This window comes from Methanosarcina sp. Kolksee (genome assembly GCF_000969945.1).
GTDB classification, from domain to species: Archaea; Halobacteriota; Methanosarcinia; order Methanosarcinales; family Methanosarcinaceae; genus Methanosarcina; species Methanosarcina vacuolata.
In genome coordinates, this window is sequence record NZ_CP009524.1 from 4,169,832 (window position 1) to 4,187,567 (window position 17,736).

Sequence of the window (17,736 nt, forward strand, 5' to 3'; positions counted from 1 at the left end):
AGCCAGCGTGATCTCTTTTTATTTCTTATAATTTCCTTGAAAATCTGCATAAGCTACTTATTGCCCTATATTTTTAGATATCATTGAGGATTTAGAAGCCGCCTGACCAGAGATCCTGAGCCATTTTATTCCTGCAGATTCTGTTTGAAAACCTCAAGATTTTCCCAGTTAAATTTTTCCGGAGGGCAGGCTCGGATACATTTCTGGCAATGGGCACCTTCACAGAGGTCAGTGCTTATCATAACCCTGTTTTCGTCGTCAATTGATATGGCGCCAGTTGGGCAGACTTTAATACACTTTTTGCACTCGGGGCAATCGACAACCATCGTCATGTAGGTTCCGACTCTTTCAAGTACATGAAGTCCTTCTTCTCCAAGAACTGGAATATCTCTCTCCACACGTTTATCAATAATGGGATTCTGTATCGGGTCTCCCAGACCTGGAAGCTCTTTCTTTTTGAGATATTTCTTGAACATTTTAAAGGGCATGCCTTCCTCCCAGTATGCAAGTTCAAGAACATATACGTCCCGGAATTCCGGAGAAGTCGCAAACATTATATGTGTACCTATTATCTGACTTGCAATATCCTGAAGTTCCCATAACCTCTTTTCCGACAGCAAAATTTCACGGGCTACTGCAAGTGAAGTGTTTCCAAGCTGGGAGATCTTTCCTGTTGCGTAAGGGATCAAACCGATTTTCTGGGCTTTTGCCGCATCCATATATGTACCGGCAGCACCTGCCATATAAGCCGCATCGATGTCTGCCATTTCGATACCTGCGGTGGAACAGAGAGTAATATGCCCTGCACGAATTGCGCCTATAGCTTTTCCGGCTTCCTTCAGGTCTTTTTCAGAGAAAGTCATCCGGTTTTGAAGATGAATATGCCCGTCTGGGGTTTTAATCCTCGGAAGCTCTATAAGGCCACGTTCAATTCCTTTCTCTATCAGAGCTATGACCCCGGTACCTGTGATTCCTTTGGCTTTGATCTGACCTTCCTCAAGGATTTTCCCAGTTGCCGGATCTATTATATCTCCGGGAACTGGTTTCATTTCTTCACTCAGGATATAGTTCCTTAGTCCCCCATTCTCGAATTCAAAATCTGATATGGTGTACGGAGATGCAAGGTTTCCATGCTTTATCTGCTGTCCTTCAAGGGCAGGACCAGCAGCTGCAGATCCCGTATAAATGATATCCTTCACTTTAAGGGCCATTTCTGCATTTGTTCCGTAATCCGTGGCAATTGAAATCGCATCACTATCTAGCATTCCGGATTTTATTATCAGAGCAAGGGCATCAGCCCCAACTTCATGCTTAATTGCAGGAGGAACTATGACTTCACAGTCGTACTCATCAAACCCGGGAATTTTGCTGCTATGAACGATTCTTGCGCTCCTATCCTGTTCCTGTATATTGTACTTCTTTTTCTTCCGTTCTCCTGCATAGGCGAGGTCTTCAATGCTTATCCCCTGGAAGATGGATAGCTGAATTGGATTTCCACAGATTGAAAGTCTTTCAAGTTCTTCGCTTTTCACATCAAGAGCCTGGAATAGGTTCTTTACTGCATTTATAGAAAGTCCGTGTGCGAGATCCTGGCCATAGTGAATTGCGAAATCCATATGATCCATCACGTTCGCTCCGGGAAGAGGATTCCTTAAAGTTATCACTGTTCTTCGGATCTCCTCTGTATCAAGATCGATTTTTTGAGCTCGATACCCACTTGTTCCAAGGTCAATTGCAACTCCACATCTCATAGAAATTCCCCAAATTCTCCCCATTTTATCGGTACTTTGGTATGCTAAGCTGTTTCAGATTTATTTACACATTATTTTGAAAAATAACGTATAAATAAATAGGGTGATTTATTCCTCCCTACATATTTTAAGCCTCTTTGAATTTATCTCACTACTTTTTTAAGCCATTTAAAAAATAATCTCACTAAATAGTCCCACTCTCTTTGCTTTTGTCTTTAAAGGTCGATTGAACATTCACGTCCCATTATGAAAAACAGACATCGGGAGGGATATGAATGGCATATCTTTATATATTACAAGTGACTTTGTATAGCTGATGAGCTAGTCCGGGTAGCCCGGCGTTACCTGTAACCCGAAATCGCCGATACGCGGGGGACGAAGCCAATGGAAGATGCGTCGAAGAGACTCCAGCCTGGAATCTCAACGGAGAAGCCCCGTCCTGCTGGGATGGTGCAGGTATGCGGGTTTGCTGGAGAGCAGGTCTTCATACCCTAACTGCAGAAACCGGTCGAGGCCCGGAAGGGAGCAGACTTACTGTGGGCAACTATCGCTTGCGGGGCTGCGGGGTGGAGAAGAGGTTCCAGTCTCCTGGTATCTCCAAGATTCAACGACCTGAGGTGTGCTCATCGCTTTACACAAAATGATTCAGAATAGATCAGGTGATTCAGTTTTATAGCATAACTATTATTGAATAGTTTCTGTGAAACCCTTTCCCTGGAAAAGATTAAATACATAAAATGCGTTTAAGGGGACGCGCTTCTTGAAGTCCTTTGTGACGAGATAGCCAAGCCCGGTATGGCGCGGGATTGCTAATCCCGTGATGTTCTGCATCCCGGGGGTTCGAGTCCCCCTCTCGTCGTTCTTTTTCTTAAAGTTTTGTCAACATAGAGTTTATTTCTTGTTACTATTCAGGTGCCTTAAATCGACATCAAAAGCCGTAATTTAGAATATTTGGCACTTACAATATATTTCAGTCGGTTTTGTAGACTGATGCCAAATGATATCATTTTTAATTTTGCTATAAATCCCTTATTAAACAGGTTCCTATGACCAAATTAGTTTAACGATGGTTTTTCAAAACATCATTAGGACAATCTTACTACCTAGATTCGGCAGATCAACATAAGGAATTTAAATAGTTTTTTTGATATCGTTTTTGAACATTTGATAAATACCCTAGGACTTACGCAGTTGAACTAAAGAATCAACAGCATTAAACCGTTAACTGTCTAGAACATGATTTTAATCCACAGTCTTTGATGTAATTGATTTTGGTTCTTAAGTGCGTAAGTCCTATACACATTAAATTTAAAACTGATTAATGTGTGGTTCAACTCCCACGACATATATAAACACTTAATCATTTTTCCATTAAAGTTTAGTATGAGAGATTATGTTTGGATCATATGTAAACCTCACAACTGAACACAATAAGGACCCATCATTTCAAAATCGCCATCAATAAAAAGTATCAAAAATAAAATGTCGACCTGCCGAACCTAGATTACTACCCAAGTTAATGACGAAATCGAGATTCAAAAAAGGGTAAGGTGAAAAGTACTTTTATTTATTTGTGCCTGTTATTCAAAGAATATCATGTGCGTATATTACATTTCATTCGTCATCGGTTAAAATATGATCTGTTAGAAACATGTTACTATATCATGTTTTTCTGTAAATCTGTAAAGTAAATCCAGATGCTTAGATAATTGTAGTAGTCATATTATGGTTAACTGATTCCTTAACCGAAGACGCATGTATTACGTTTTTCTTCCAAGATTTGTTTTCATGTAATTAAGTTCAGAAAGATATTTGAATTCAGCTTCTACAAATTTTGGTTTTGATTTTTGAACAGAAGCCAGATATTTTACTCCTTTTATGGGCCAGAATGACTTACATATAGCTCCAGGAGCAGCTCTTTTTTTCTTTTTAGTACAATAATAATCCTCATATTTAGCACACTTTACACAGCAGAAAGTAAAATCATTCAACTTTAACTGAATTTGTTCGATTAAGGAGTCTCTAAATCCCTGGTTTACCTGATACTTAAACAACCCGTAATTAATATTTTTGATCCTAGTATAGATAGTACTCGGAGCAGGGGGATCCCAATCATCATAAGGCTCAATTGGCAGATTTCTATGCTCAATTTTCTCAATTAAAGTCTTGGAGCAGACTGGACAGCAATGATAAATACTCGTGAATTCTTTTTTGCACTCCGGACAGATTCTCACTTTTTTCCTGTATTCTTCATAACAACTTCTAGCAGCTTCATGTTGTCTAATGTAGTCAAGAACAAGTCTTTTATTGTTCCAGAGAAGAGCATTTTCGGAGTCTAGAGTTAGAGCTTTATTAAAGCATTCAAGAGCGCTGTTATATTCTCCTTGTTCCTTATAGACAAGCCCTTTATAACATAAAATTTCTGGATTATTAGGGGATATACTAAGAGCCCATTCAAAGAAGAACAGTGCTTCTTCATATAATCTCAGATGTTTACAGGCAATTCCGCTGTGAATAAGTATTTCTTTGTTGTTTTTTGTAGCAGTGAGTATTTCTTTTCTATTTTTAGTGGCAATCTCTAGTGCTTTGTTAAAATAATCTATTGCATCATAATTTCTTCCGGCCTTGACAAGTGTAAAGCCTTTACTGTCAAGAGCATAGGTATTTTTTGGAGATGTTCCCAAGACTCGGTCTACGATATTAATCGAATCTCCATAACGGCCACTATTGGAAAGTGCATTAGCTTTATAGATTAGTACTTCATGGTTGTCTGGTTTGAGACTCAAACATTGGTCAAAATATTGAACTGCTTCGTTTGATCTTCCTACAGAATCAAGTGCGAGTCCCATATTGCTGAGAGCACTCAAGTTATTTGATCTGAGGCTTACAGCTTCTTTAAAGCAGTTAATTGCCTCATCATATTTGCGAAGTTTTACGAGAGCTTCACCTTTATGATTCCATAATTCTGCATTTGACGGCTCAAATCTCAAGCCCTTGTCAAAATTTTCTATTGCTTTGCGATACCTGCCCACTCTACTCAAAGTGAGCCCCATAAATTTTCGGAGTTCTGAGTCATCAGGAACAATTTTAAGGACTTCTTCATAACAAGATAATGCCTTCTGATGCTCTCCCTGCTGCTCTAGAACATTTCCTTTGAGTTTTAGAATATCAGTATCGTTAGGTTTTAACTCAAGGGCTTTTTCATAACACTTAAGGGCATCTACGTAGTCTCGAATAGCTACAAGAGAAACTCCTCTCTTTTTCCATGTATCAAAATGCTCAGGGTTGATCTCAAGTACCTTCTTGTAAATAAACAATGAGTCCGTATAATAACCAAGTTTAAACAGAGTTTCTCCTTTTCGACTCAACGCACTGACAAAATCAGGTTTAATTAATAAAGATCTTTCATAAATTTTTAAAGCTTCGTTGTATCTTTTAAGCCCAAAAAGAGCATTTCCTTTGTAAAAAAGGGCCTCAGCATCATTGGAAGTGGTTTCTAGAACCTTATCATAAGATTCTATAGCACTCTCAAACTCTCCAAGCTCTAAAAGAACACCTGCTTTATAGTACCAAGATTCAGTGTCTTTTGGATCTTCCCTAACCTTGCTTTCATACTTTTCTAGTTTGAGAATTAAATCTTCTATGTCTGAATCCATTTTCATAATTTTAGTAGCCTCTTCTGAGAAAACCTGGTTTAGATAGTTTAGTGGGTTAAAATATATAAACTGAGGACAATTTTTAAAAATAGATATGTTTTAATAGTTAAATTCTAGAGTTAATTATCCGATTTTTATATTAAATATTATCTTAAATGTATTTTAGAATTATAAGATGATTAAAGTGAAGCTGATTTTAAAAAAATGTCACATAAAAATAAAATAAAAAATAAATTTAACAAAAACTCACTTCGTTTTTTATATTGTTTAGAACCATTTTCTAAGATTATCTGAAACCCAGATTTTCTAATCTTAACTTCATTTAGCATCAGTTTCAGTCTCCGGTATTTTAGGCAGTTTACAATATAATAACATTTATATTATTTAAAAATTAATTTATATTGATGGCAACGAATCTTTTAACCGACCTTCTAATCATTTTCGGACTTTCTATTCCTGTAGTTTTTACTTTCTCAAAATTAAAAATAGCTCCACTAATTGGTTTTCTACTTGCAGGCATTCTTGCCGGACCTTTTGGTTTTGGACTTATTCGAGAGATCGAAAACATCGAATTTTTGGCTGAAATCGGAGTCGTACTCCTGCTTTTTACCATAGGTATAGAGTTTTCACTGCGCGACCTTTTACAGCTTCGCAGAATTGTAATTTTTGGAGGCGGTTTGCAGCTTTCCATAACTTCAGTTATCGTTGCTCTTATATTCCTCTGGTTTGGAAATTCAAGAGAATCTTCAATTTTCCTCGGGCTTTTAGTAGCGTTAAGCAGCACTGCAATTGTCCTTAAACTCTTACAGGAAAAAGGAGAAATCTATAGTCTTCACGGTCGGACTTCCTTAGGAATACTGATTTTTCAGGATATCGCAGCAGTGATAATTATTCTCTTAATCCCGGTCCTCGCAGGCACCCCAGGAACTGAAAAGTCCTTTTTAGAGCTTATCCTGCAGGGCCTCGGACTCATTGTGTTCACCTTTCTAAGCGCCAGGTATGTCGTTCCTTTTATCATGTACCATGTGGCAAAGACACGAAATAACGAGCTTTTTCTCCTATGCGTTATAGTGATAGGGCTTTCCGTCGCATGGTTGACTTCCATTGTAGGGCTATCTCTGGCACTGGGAGCTTTTCTTGCCGGCCTGATTATCTCGGAGTCTGAATATTCGGTTCAGGCTCTTGGGAATATAATTCCATTCAGGGACATGTTCATGAGTATTTTTTTCATTTCGATAGGAATGTTGCTTGATCTCGATATATTAAGAGAACACTTACTCTTGATCCTGGTTGCTACCCTGGCTGTGCTGCTCCTGAAAGTTTTAGTAAATAGTTTGAGCACCTTTCTCATAGGTTTTCCTTTGCATACAATGATTCTGGTTGGATTTTCTCTTTCACAGGTTGGGGAATTTTCCTTTATTCTTGCAAAAGTAGGTCTTGCAAATGGATTGGTTTCTTCTCTAATGTACCAGGAATTTCTGGATGTGGCAGTGCTTTCTATGGTACTTACCCCTCTACTTATGAGTATAGGGTATAGAACTACGACTTTTGTTGATTCGCTGCATTTCCCTCCCGTATTAAAACAGGGCTGGTACAGTAAATTTAAAGAAAAAGAATATGAAGAGAAACCTGAAAACCATGTAATTATAGTAGGATTTGGGATAAACGGTAAAAATGTCGTGACTGCTGCAAAGGAAGCTTCAATTCCCTACATAGTAATTGACATGAATCCTGAAGTAGTAAGGATAGAGAAACAGAGAGAAGAGCATATTTTTTACGGTGATGCTGCTCAGAGTGCTGTGCTGGAACATGCCGGCATTTATACTGCGAAATCCGTTGTTGTGACCGCAGGCGATCCTCCGAGCACCAAGAGGATAATTGAAGCTGCTCGCAGGCTGAACCCTCAAATTCACATTATTGCCAGAACACATTTCCTGCGTGAGCTGGATAAATTTTATGATTTTGGAGCAGATGAGGTCATTTCTGATGAATTTGAAAGTTCAATAGAGCTTTTCACAAGGGTACTTCACAGATATCTGGTGCCCAGCAGTGAAATCAATTCCCTGACTTCAACATTACGTGCAGACCATTATAAGATGCTTCGAAATCCTAGCATTCGCAGGAAAAAATTCTGCGACTTAGCTCTCGATTTTGCAGATGTAGAAATCCGGAGTATCAGGGTTGGAAAGCTCTCCAAAGGTGCAGGAGTTACTCTTGGAGAACTAAATCTTCGGAAGAATTATGGAGTGTCTGCACTTGCAATCTCACGTAGTCATAAAATCATTCCCGGGCCGGAAGCTGAAACTAAAATTCTTGCTGATGATATTCTGCTTGTGATCAGCCCACCGGAAAATTTCGATGAGGTTAGAAAGCTTTTTGAGAATAGTAAAGAATAACTATTCTCTTTTACTCCTTTTTTATATATCGGTTATAAAAATTCTCAAGTCTTTAGTTGGGAAATAAGCGTTAACTTATGCTTATAATTCCTTTGTAGTCGATATAGCAGTTGCTGTTAGAATGAAGGATCGTCTATAGAATTCCTTTCTGTAATTACAGGACAAATCATAAGCCATAATTTTAACAGTAAGCTTGATGAATAAGTAAAACAGTGGTTTCTATTAAGGGAGAAAGAATTATGAAAGACTTAATGGAAAAAAACTGATGAAAAACTCTTTGAGGAATTTAACCAAAAAACATACATGATATTCTTAGAATAACATGCCCCAAAAATAACAGATTTGAAGATGGGAGGCTCTAAAGTGTTTGAAATACTTCTTGACATTCCCGCTCAAGCCTTTTTGAAAATGACAGACGAAATGACTTATTTCAGAGTTAAAGAAATTCTTGACGAGCTTACCCTCGATCCAGTCCCACAACGAGCAAAAAGAATAATTGAGAGTAAGGAAAAGCTTTTCAGACTGCGGTCCAGGCATTTAAGGCTGCTTTATAGAATTAATTATGAGAACCAGACCCTTGTAGTCATAATGATTGAGCCTGTAAATCGTATGTATCATTGAAGAGAATAAGAATTTAAATTCTATAGCCATTAAGTGCTACAGCAGGAAATTAGAAAAAGTATGACCAGGCAAACACAAAATATAATTTCAAGATTTCTTATGAAATTATCTTTCATAGTTAATAATATGCAAGACTAGTATAAATTATTTTTCAGGTTTGCTTTATAATACATAGAGTTTTCTATAAAATATAAAAACTTTTTAATATTTCGATTGGATTTTTAAATTATAGATTAAAGTTTTAATTTTTAGATAAGATTTATAAATTTTAGATTAAATTCTTCAATTTTAGGTTAGATTCTTCAATTTTAGATTAGATTTTGGATTTTGAAAGTGTTCTTCTGATATAGCACGACAGCTTAGACTATAGATTATAAAAAAGTGGGACTAAAACATTGTGACCTATTAAAAACTTAGTTTGACTATTTTCCCACTTTCCACAAAGGTCCTTTCAATTTTCATAATTTTTCATGCTATCGTTTTTTCTGAAAATAGCCCTGGTTACTCAAACATGTATTTTTGAAATTTTCCAGAATTTTCGACCTTTTCGTCTTCATTGAAAACTTCTAACAAACATTTCCCGACGCTTCAGTTTAGATGACAACCGCAGGTTTTTGAATAATTCCCCAAAAAAATAAAGAGAAAGATATTATATAGTTATGAAGAGCTTTACGAAAAATTAGTGTAGCCGCCTTTTATTACTTCCTTTTATGCAGAATACAGCTAGCAGGCTAACAACCTCACAAATTATTTCAAATCCGGGAGTTTTTTTGCTTTCTTTTTCAGGAGTGCTTGTCTCATTTTTCTGCCCAGGCATCTGCTTAACATTTGCTACCGTCGTTCCATTTTCTTGTTTAAGGATCTGAGTGTTATTTTCGAGTTGTGTTACACTTAAATTCACAACAGAAGTTACTGGCTGTTCTAAGTCGAGTTTTAATATCTCAATACCATTATTGGAATTGGCTACATAGATACTATCGCCGGAAATTGAAACGTCCAAAATTCCCCAGGGAGACTCGAATCCTCCTTCTACAATTGGGGAAGAAGAATTGCTGATATTAACAATCACAAGACCAGAATTAGCAATATAGGCGTAATTACCTGAAACTGAAATGTCCTTACAAATGCCAATATGGCGGCTTTCGCTTCCTTTGCGAATTGGAGAAGAAGGATTATTGATATCAAAAATCACAAGACCATCGGAATCTTCGACTAAATAAACGTAATTGCCGGAAACTGCAACGCAGTCAGCATATCCAGTTTCGTACTTTCCTTTAAGGATCGGAGAAGAAGGATTGCTAATATCAAAAACCAAAAAACCATTATCACCATCAGCTACATAGGCATAATTGCCTGAAACTGCAACACTACGAGCACGTCCGGCGGTATTATACTTTCCTTTGATATTTGGAGAAAAGGGATGACTTATATCAACAATCTCAAGACCTTCTTCACCAACAGCTAAATAGACATAATTGCCTGAAACTGCAACATCTTCAGCAGATCCTTCAATAGTGCAACTTCCTTTTCGAATTGGAGAAGAAGGATTGCTGATATCAACAATCTCAAGATCACTAAATCCGGTTACATAGGCATAATTGCCTGAAACTGCAACATCCGTAGAAAAATCCTCAGGACCACAACTTCCCTTAAAAATAGGGGACGAAGGGTTGCTGATATCAATAATCGCAAGACCCATAATACCGGCAGCTACATAAGCGTAATTACCTGAAACTTCTATATTGTCAGCATATCCAACCGTATCGTAGCTTCCTTTAAGGATTGGAGAAGAGGGACGCTTTATATCAATAATTTCAAGACCACGATATACGGTTATGTAGGCGTAATTACCTGAAACTACTATACCATCAAGGTCTACATCATTGTAACTTCCTTTGAGAGCTGGAGAAGAGGGATTGCTAATATCAAAAACCAAAAGACCCTTAGTAAAATCGGCCGCATAGGCATACTTGCCTGAAACTGCAACACCATAAACACTTCCAGAGGTATAGTACTTTCCTTTAAATGTTGGAGAAGAAGGATTGCTAGTATCAACAATCACAAGACCATTATCCCCATCAGCGACGTAGGTGTAATTGCCTGAAACTGCAACACTACAAGCAATTCCACGAGTATCGCAGTTTCCTTTAAGGATTGGAGAAGAAGGATTGCTAATATCAACAACCAAGAGACCGTTATCACCAGCAGTTAAATAGGCGTAATTACCGGAAATTGCTACATTGCTAGCATATCCAGAAGTATTGTAATTTCCTTTAAGTATTGGAGAAGAAGAATTGCTAATATCGATAATGTCAAGACCATTATAGTCATCAGCTACATAGGCGTAATTGCCGGAAATTGCTAGATTGCTAGCGTATCCAGGCGTATCGTAGCTTCCTTTAAGGATTGGAGAAGAAGGATTGCTAACATCAACAATCACAAGACCATCATTACCAACAGCTACATAGGCATAATTGCCAGAAATTTTTACTCCAGATACTAAGTTTTTTGTCGTAACCCGGCCCACTGAAACAGGTGAAGAAGAATTAGCAATATCCAGTATCACAAGATCCTGGCCTTGCCCGATGTAAGCGTAATTGCCAACAACATCAACGGTTTCTATATATCCTCCGAAATGTCCCACAGGTTTCACTTTAACTTCAGGAACGGATGCTGCCCCAGCAATTGTGACTGTAATTGATATCAACAAAACAACAAATATAAATGGATAAATTATTTGTCTATTTATTCCCATTAATAATACTCCCTGCTCTCCAATCGATATTCCAGATATATACAAAAATACCACCCATTTTCTCAATAGGGCAGTAACTTAAACATGCATTCTGCTTTTAACGGATAATATTAGACAAACTGGTAAATAAATTCTACATCTGTGCACAATATCTACAAAAAGTGAATTTTTGTACGTTTTTAACTTGCTCTCTAATGACTCTCTACTTTCTACCCATCCAATCTTGAAATTTTATTTCTTTTACTTTTCTTACTTATCTAATTCTCTCCTCTATCAGCTCGTATTTTTTTGTTCTGAACTACTCTTCAATAACTTTATATAATGTAAGTATCTATTTACCATATGTAAAGATACTTTTACATATTGTATACAAATGAACTCAATTTGTTTCTAAAACTGTACATCAGAACGTTACGAATAAAATTTGGACTTAAACTGAAAAAATGTACTCAAGGGAGTTACGCAGATGAAGCAGAAACAATTTCGGATAATTATGTTCCTGATTGTAATGTTAATGGGATCAGGTTCAAGTATTTCTATTTTAGTAGGAAGTCCAGCACTTGCCATAAGCGTTTTCTTAGCAGGAATAACTGTGATATATCTTTTAAAAAACAGAGTGGAAGAGGTTGTGGAAGATGAACGTGTTCACCAAATTAGCCAGAAAGCCTCCTGGATTACCTTTCAAATAGTAATACTTAGTTTCGCTCTTGGAGGAACAACTCTTATAGCAATGAGAAACACTTATCCAGGCTATACTAATCTTGGTTTTTTCATGGCACACATAAGTTGTGCAATTATGGTGCTTTATGGTTTGCTTTATATGTATTACAACAGGGAATATGGTGGCTGAGCAGAAAGTCAAATTGCGTCTTGTAGGGACAATAAAACCAGGTTTTATACAGAGGGCTGGTGAGTAGAGCCTGGTAAAATGGGACTTCATTAATTTCAGAACCACCCATACTATCCCAAAACATACATACTGTCCCAAAAAGAAATATTTCAGTTACAGTTTCTCAACTGACTTATCTAAGTTGAGAAATCTTCGTGACGGACACCCTTTAAATTTTACTTAATAAAATATGGAGCCTGAGATGAAGAACAACATTAAAGTTTACAGGGCAATGAACGACCTTACTCAGGAAAGCCTGGCTGAAAAAGTAGGGGTGACAAGGCAAACCATACATGCAATTGAAAAAGGAAAATATGATCCCTCTCTTGAACTTGCATTCAAGCTTGCCGGGCTTTTTGGCGTCCGCATTGAGGATATTTTCCTCTATGAAAACCGTGAAGCCAGAAATTCAGAAAGAAAAGGTTGATTCGCTTAATTATGAGATAAAGGATTTACTGATTTAATATTGAGAAATTTTAAGGGAAAATTTCCCAGATAGTTTCGAATTTGATTCGTATAGCATGAAAATGCTGACATCTGCAAGCAGTTTCATTGGTTGTGCATGTTATTCAAAGAATATCATGTTTGTTTTCATTGAAAGCCAGGCTTATGAGATATTTCCAGATAAACTTAGCTTTCCCGGATTCCCTGAACAAGTAAACCCAGAGAAAAGAAGCCATATAACCATGTTTTTATTTCCGGAAAAACGAGAACTGAGAACTATACAGGCTCTGGGATAAGTAAGCTGATTTTCCTTGTATAAATTAACGGCACCGGACTCCAAAAAGCAATTTTAGTTTCTAAATATATTTATATGAAATGAAAAGATAGTTACAATTAACGGACATCTGTGGATGGACAGACCGCCAGTTTCTGTCATCAAAAAACTAACAAGTAAATAAACAAGTTACAAAGAAAATAAGAAGGAGCAAAAATCTATGATGCAATCGTTTATAGTGGAACACTATCTCAACAAGGATGTAGATGTTTACTGCGGCGGGCCTGACGTATTCAGAGGAAATGTAAAAGCCTGTGCCGATAACGTTTTGACACTCAACAGCCAGGGAAAACTTACCCATATAGCCATTGACAAAATAATAGCTCTCTGGGTCCAATAAGCTCAAAGTTTCATATTCCAATTACTCCTTATAGAGGACAAATCAACTAAGGAAAGATCTTGAGGATCTTCTCCTAAATCTGATTAAAACTGGAAAGCACTCTGGAAGCTGGATTAGTGTCCTGGTTTTCCGGGAAATAAAGGCCATTCAAATTAGCGACCAGAGTTTGATACGTGAAAAAATACCGAGGTGCAAAGAAATGCAGCCGTTTATAGTAGAACACCTTTTAGGCGAAGTCGTAGATGTTTACTGCGGGGGCCCTGATGTATTTAACGGAAGAGTAGAAGCCTGCGCAGACAATGTGCTCACTCTCGAGCAGAATGAAAAGTACACGCACATAGCAATCGACAAGATAATAGCCATTTGGCCCGCTTAACTGATACAAACAGTTCGTCAAATAAAAAGGGTACTGAATCCTGAGCATATCAGTATTGGACGTAATGAACCCTGGACGTAATGAGTCCTGAGGTATTGAATCCTGAGGTATTGAATCCTGAGGTATTGAATCCTGAGGTATTAAATCCTGAGGTATTGAATCTTGAGGTATTGAATCTTGAGGTATTGAATCTTGAGGTATTGAATCTTGAGGTATTGAATCCTGAGGTATTAAATCCTGAGGTATTGAATCTTGAGGTATTGAATCTTGAGGTATTGAACCCTGGGAAAGTTCCGAAGCTTTAATACTTCGCCTTTTCCAGCAGTTTTTTTGTTAAAAATTTCTGTTTTCTCAGCTTATGCTTTCCTGCAACTCTTTGCATGAGAAGCAATAAATTCCCTCATCAATTTTGCCCCAAGCATGGCGGTTTGCCCGGAATCGTATTCAGGGGCGATTTCTACGACATCAAAAGCCATTGAAAAAGGAGCAAGCGTCCTTATTGCAGTCCTTACATCTCGCGCACTCAGGCCAAAAGGCTCAGGCGTCCCGAGACCAGGGGCATAAGACGGGTCTATTGCATCCATATCAAGGGAAAGATAGATCTGGCTGCAGTCAAGCCACTCGAGGGCTTCTTTGAGGATCTCTACCATGCCAGTGGATTCCACATCATCAGCTGTATAATACTTCAGGTTATTTTCCCTGGCAAAAACCCATTCTTCTTCCGGGCCGCTTCTTATGCCTATGGAAACAAGATTCTTAGTAACCTCACGGAGGATATTTCGGGACACACAGGCATGGTTATGCTTAAAACCCCTGTATTCTTCCCTGAGGTCAAAATGGGCATCCAGGACAAGGACCCCGAAATCTTCTCCTGCAAGTTCGGCGCAGGCTTTCACCATAGCGAAGGTCAGCGAATGCTCTCCGCCAAGCATAATGGGAAGCTTTCCATCATTCAGGAGGTCTTTTGTAGCTTCGTAGAGGTTCTGCAGAGTCTCGTCAACAAAAGCTGAAGTTTCCAGGTTTCCGGCATCATAGATCGGAAGATCGACAAGGTCTATGTCGAAAGTCGGGTTGTAACTCTCAAAATTCGCAGAAGCCCGCCGCATAGCGTCAGGAGCCCAGCGGCTGCCTGCCCTGTAAGAAGAGGTATTATCAAAAGGCACGCCGAAGATAACATAACGTGCAGATTCATAGTCTGCAAGAGCGTCTATAAAGGAATTGGGTAAAAACATAATTTAGCCTGATATAAAATTATTTGCTTAAAAAAAGAACGACTCAGGTTCTTGACCTGAGTTTCACTTTAGTTTAGGAAGTTTATGTCCGTATATCGAGCTTGACCTTGCTAAGAGCTGTAATGTAAGAAATCTCTTCGCCCTCTTTGACCTTATCCTTGTATTCCTCAGGAACTACGATCTCAAAGGTTGAGAAGTCTCCCATGTCCATAAGCTGGGCAATGTCGCCGGTAATCGAGATTACCTGTGCAGTCTTTCTTTCCACAATCGGGACGTATACTTTGGTTGCAACTGAGCCTATGAAGGAGCGCTTCTGGCCGTCAAAGAGTCCGATAGCCTCTACTCTTGCCTTTGCAGCCCCGTGTTTTCCCGGTTTGGACTTGGTAATGCTTTTTATGACACATGCTTCGTCATCAATGATTACATATTTCCCTTCTTTGAGTTCCTTAACTTCTACCTGCTGTTTCATAATGATTCTCCCATACGTTTTTAGATGTTTATAAATAAGCTGTAAACGCCATTCCGGATTTGCCAGAAACTTTCCACGGCTCCGGTAAAGTAGTATAAGAAGGCTTTTCTAATTTTTAAGCCTGACTCTTATTTTACCAATACATTACTTAAGATCTGCATAGAAAAACTGGAAAATATTCCGAGCTTGGAGTGACTGCAGAGCTAATCTACAGATCGAGAACTAATACGATTAATTTATCCTTGACTATATAACGCTTGTGCGAGATTTTACGTCTTTTGACTGGATTTCGGGGAAAACTGACTGAAATCTCCGAAAAAATCCGGAAAAATCCAGATTAAAGGAATACTGGATTAAACGAAATACTGGATTAAACGAAATACTGGATTAAACGAAATACTGGATTAAACGAAATATTGGATTAAACGAAATACTGGATTAAACGAAATACTGGATTAAAGGTAATATTAGGTTTCAAAGAGAAGATTCTTTACTCAATAAGAGTTATTATTCTCTTGAAGCGTGCAGTATAGTAAATTTACCTGGAAATTTTTCCTTTTTTGGATTACAGGCGTTTTAGGACTCCGTTCTGCAATTCTTACGCCATCCACACTGCCTTTCCGACTTTCATCTTAAAAGCTGATCCCAAGCTCCTAAAAGTTGATCTCAAGCTCCTTTAACTTTTCCAATCCGGGAACTCCTTCTTCATTCCATCCGCGGTAGTGGTAATATTCCTGAAGTGCAGCTTCGAATTCCTGCCTGGGAAGCCCGTACCCTTCGTTTTCGCCCTCGTTTTCAAACAACCTTTCAGGAAGGGTATCGTCTTTTCGTGTAAATCCTGCTTTAAGGTTATACATTCTCTCCAGATTATAGATTCTTTCTCCGATTTTCAGAAGCTCAGCCGGTGATATCTCCATACCTGCACCCGAAAGCAGGAGAGACGAACCGAGCTCTTCGTTAAGGGCAAAACCCGAGTAGGGGCAGAATACAAAAGAATCCAGAACTGCAGTCAGGTTTTCAAATACCTGAAGGATGCCTGCTTTTCCTTTAAGGCTCAGACGGTTGAGACTTACAGGCTTTCCAAGTACTTCTGGCCCGACCATGAAAGCAGTCAGATAGTCCCCCCCGTGGCTGGAAGTAGCATAAGCCAGAGCCTGTCCCCTGATTCCTCGCGGATCAAAACCTCCGAGTTCTAGCCCCTTTACATCCATGCTCAGGTCTTTTCTCCCAAAGCCTGATAAGTATCGTCTGGCTCCATTTCCTAGTTTGCCGCCTTCCCCGATTTCAAAGAGCCTGGATTCCATTTCATTAGCCTCGGTTATTCGTTCTTTGAGTTCTGCATATGCCCCGAGTACGGAACCTGCCGAGATTGGATCAAGCCCGTAGTCCTTGCATATCCTGTCAGCCTTAAGCACGGAAGTGAGATCAGGGTTTTCAAGGTTAAACCCAAAGGCCCAGAAGGAATCATAATCAGGCAAAATCTGTCCTTCAGGTAAAATCGCCCCTTCAGGTAAAATCTGCCCTTTCTCTTTAAACATCTGCCCTGCTCCTTTAATTCTCTTCTTACAACCCAGAGGACAACCAGGGCAACTCTTATTTTCAAGCTCGAAAGTGGATTTGATACGCTCTCCTGAAAGCGCATCTGCAAATGGAGTTTTCTTTCCGGTAAAGTTCCTGCTGGGAATGAGATTCATATAATCCAGCAGTTTTACAAGCGCAGACGTGCCGTAATTTGCAAGGCCTTTTGAAAGCACAGGGCTTGCATCAAAGAGCTTTAGTAGTTTTACCTCAAGTTCCCGGAATCTCTCAGGATCGGAAGGAGAAAGTTCTTTTTCTCCTTTCGCAACCACGGCTTTGAGCATTTTTGAGCCGGCAACCGCACCCAGGCCTCCTCTTCCGCTATATATGGAATCAACAACAAAGGAGGAGATGAGGACCTGTTTTTCTCCTGCCCTGCCAATACAGGCCACACTACCTTTCACATTACCTTTGTTTCCGAGGGCTTCGGTACATTCTCTGACATTCTTTCCCCAGAGATGTTCTGCGGGCACAACTTCAATGTTTCCGTCCGTGATTTCCACATAGGAAGGCCTGTTTGCCTTTCCGGTAACTACCAGAGCATCAATTTCAGCTTTCTTCAGTTCGCTTCCAAAGCCCCCGGTCATGTTCCAGCTAAATATTGTGCCTGTTAGAGGCGATTTCGATGTGAGGACTGCACCTGAAGCCATCGGGGCAAGGCCTGAAAGCGGACCTGAGGTAAAAATGAGAGGATTGAGAGGGCTAAGAGGATCGATATCGGGGGCTGTCAGCTCAGAAAGAAGTTTTACTCCAAGTCCTCTGCCTCCAAGATATCTGAAAATTAACTTTTCATCAGTTTCGACGATATTAACTGATTCAGTGCCAAGGTCTACATATACTGTTTTTCCTGTCCAGCAAGTCATATTGAGTCCTTCATTTCTGCTCTGATCCAAGC

14 protein-coding genes, 1 tRNA gene and 1 other RNA gene are annotated in these 17,736 nt (G+C 38.9%); 10 read left to right on the forward strand and 6 right to left on the reverse strand.

Translation table 11 applies throughout. The features are described from left to right. Positions 1-125 precede the first annotated feature (125 nt). Positions 126-1,751, reverse strand: coding sequence for a methylamine methyltransferase corrinoid protein reductive activase (locus MSKOL_RS17125; protein ID WP_048157894.1), 1,626 nt, complete (start codon positions 1,749-1,751; stop codon positions 126-128). A gap of 314 nt (positions 1,752-2,065) precedes the next feature. Here MSKOL_RS17125 and ffs point away from each other — a divergent pair. Both ffs and MSKOL_RS17130 read left to right on the forward strand, forming a co-directional pair. Then, positions 2,066-2,380, forward strand: an RNA gene (ffs, locus tag MSKOL_RS19615) — signal recognition particle sRNA. A 145-nt stretch (positions 2,381-2,525) separates the two neighbouring features. Continuing rightward, a tRNA-Ser gene (locus MSKOL_RS17130) sits at positions 2,526-2,610 on the forward strand. A gap of 901 nt (positions 2,611-3,511) precedes the next feature. Here the strand turns inward: MSKOL_RS17130 and MSKOL_RS17135 are convergent. Continuing rightward, a complete protein-coding gene (locus tag MSKOL_RS17135) occupies positions 3,512-5,413 on the reverse strand; it encodes a tetratricopeptide repeat protein (RefSeq protein WP_048157896.1) in 1,902 nt (633 codons plus the stop codon). A gap of 398 nt (positions 5,414-5,811) precedes the next feature. Between MSKOL_RS17135 and MSKOL_RS17140 the strand changes: the two genes are divergently transcribed. Continuing rightward, positions 5,812-7,803, forward strand: coding sequence for a cation:proton antiporter (locus tag MSKOL_RS17140; RefSeq protein WP_048157898.1), 1,992 nt, complete (start codon positions 5,812-5,814; stop codon positions 7,801-7,803). 363 nt (positions 7,804-8,166) lie between these two features. Then, a complete protein-coding gene (locus MSKOL_RS17145; RefSeq protein ID WP_156151136.1) occupies positions 8,167-8,424 on the forward strand; it encodes a hypothetical protein in 258 nt (85 codons plus the stop codon). 679 nt (positions 8,425-9,103) lie between these two features. On the opposite strand, the gene MSKOL_RS17150 is transcribed toward MSKOL_RS17145, so the two are convergent. Continuing rightward, positions 9,104-11,179, reverse strand: a complete 2,076-nt coding sequence (locus MSKOL_RS17150; protein WP_048157902.1) for a hypothetical protein — start codon at positions 11,177-11,179, stop codon at positions 9,104-9,106. 466 nt (positions 11,180-11,645) lie between these two features. Here MSKOL_RS17150 and MSKOL_RS17155 point away from each other — a divergent pair, with 466 nt between their 5' ends. From MSKOL_RS17155 to MSKOL_RS17175, 6 genes are all read left to right on the forward strand, one after another. After that, positions 11,646-12,029, forward strand: a complete 384-nt coding sequence (locus MSKOL_RS17155) for a DUF2178 domain-containing protein (protein WP_048122995.1) — start codon at positions 11,646-11,648, stop codon at positions 12,027-12,029. Between the two features lie 241 nt (positions 12,030-12,270). Further along, positions 12,271-12,495, forward strand: coding sequence for a helix-turn-helix transcriptional regulator (locus MSKOL_RS17160; RefSeq protein WP_048122997.1), 225 nt, complete (start codon positions 12,271-12,273; stop codon positions 12,493-12,495). A gap of 94 nt (positions 12,496-12,589) precedes the next feature. After that, on the forward strand, positions 12,590-12,808 hold the full coding sequence (locus MSKOL_RS17165; protein ID WP_048122999.1) for a hypothetical protein: 219 nt from the start codon (positions 12,590-12,592) through the stop codon (positions 12,806-12,808). A 198-nt stretch (positions 12,809-13,006) separates the two neighbouring features. Then, complete coding sequence (locus MSKOL_RS17170; protein WP_048123001.1) at positions 13,007-13,186, forward strand: MM0924 family protein; 180 nt, start codon at positions 13,007-13,009, stop codon at positions 13,184-13,186. Positions 13,187-13,385: 199 nt separating this feature from the next. Continuing rightward, entirely contained in the window at positions 13,386-13,562 is a 177-nt protein-coding gene (locus tag MSKOL_RS20815; RefSeq protein ID WP_197078787.1) for an MM0924 family protein, read from the forward strand. 95 nt (positions 13,563-13,657) lie between these two features. Next, on the forward strand, positions 13,658-13,867 hold the full coding sequence (locus MSKOL_RS17175) for a hypothetical protein (RefSeq protein WP_156151138.1): 210 nt from the start codon (positions 13,658-13,660) through the stop codon (positions 13,865-13,867). A 51-nt stretch (positions 13,868-13,918) separates the two neighbouring features. Here the strand turns inward: MSKOL_RS17175 and speB are convergent, their stop codons facing one another. From speB to MSKOL_RS17190, 3 genes are all read right to left on the reverse strand, one after another. Beyond that, on the reverse strand, positions 13,919-14,794 hold the full coding sequence (gene speB / locus MSKOL_RS17180) for an agmatinase (RefSeq protein WP_048157905.1): 876 nt from the start codon (positions 14,792-14,794) through the stop codon (positions 13,919-13,921). Between the two features lie 82 nt (positions 14,795-14,876). Continuing rightward, positions 14,877-15,263: a translation initiation factor IF-5A gene (locus tag MSKOL_RS17185; RefSeq protein ID WP_048123005.1), complete on the reverse strand. Its 387-nt coding sequence runs from the start codon at positions 15,261-15,263 to the stop codon at positions 14,877-14,879. A gap of 653 nt (positions 15,264-15,916) precedes the next feature. Then, positions 15,917-17,704: an aldehyde ferredoxin oxidoreductase family protein gene (locus MSKOL_RS17190; protein ID WP_048158447.1), complete on the reverse strand. Its 1,788-nt coding sequence runs from the start codon at positions 17,702-17,704 to the stop codon at positions 15,917-15,919. Positions 17,705-17,736 lie beyond the last annotated feature (32 nt).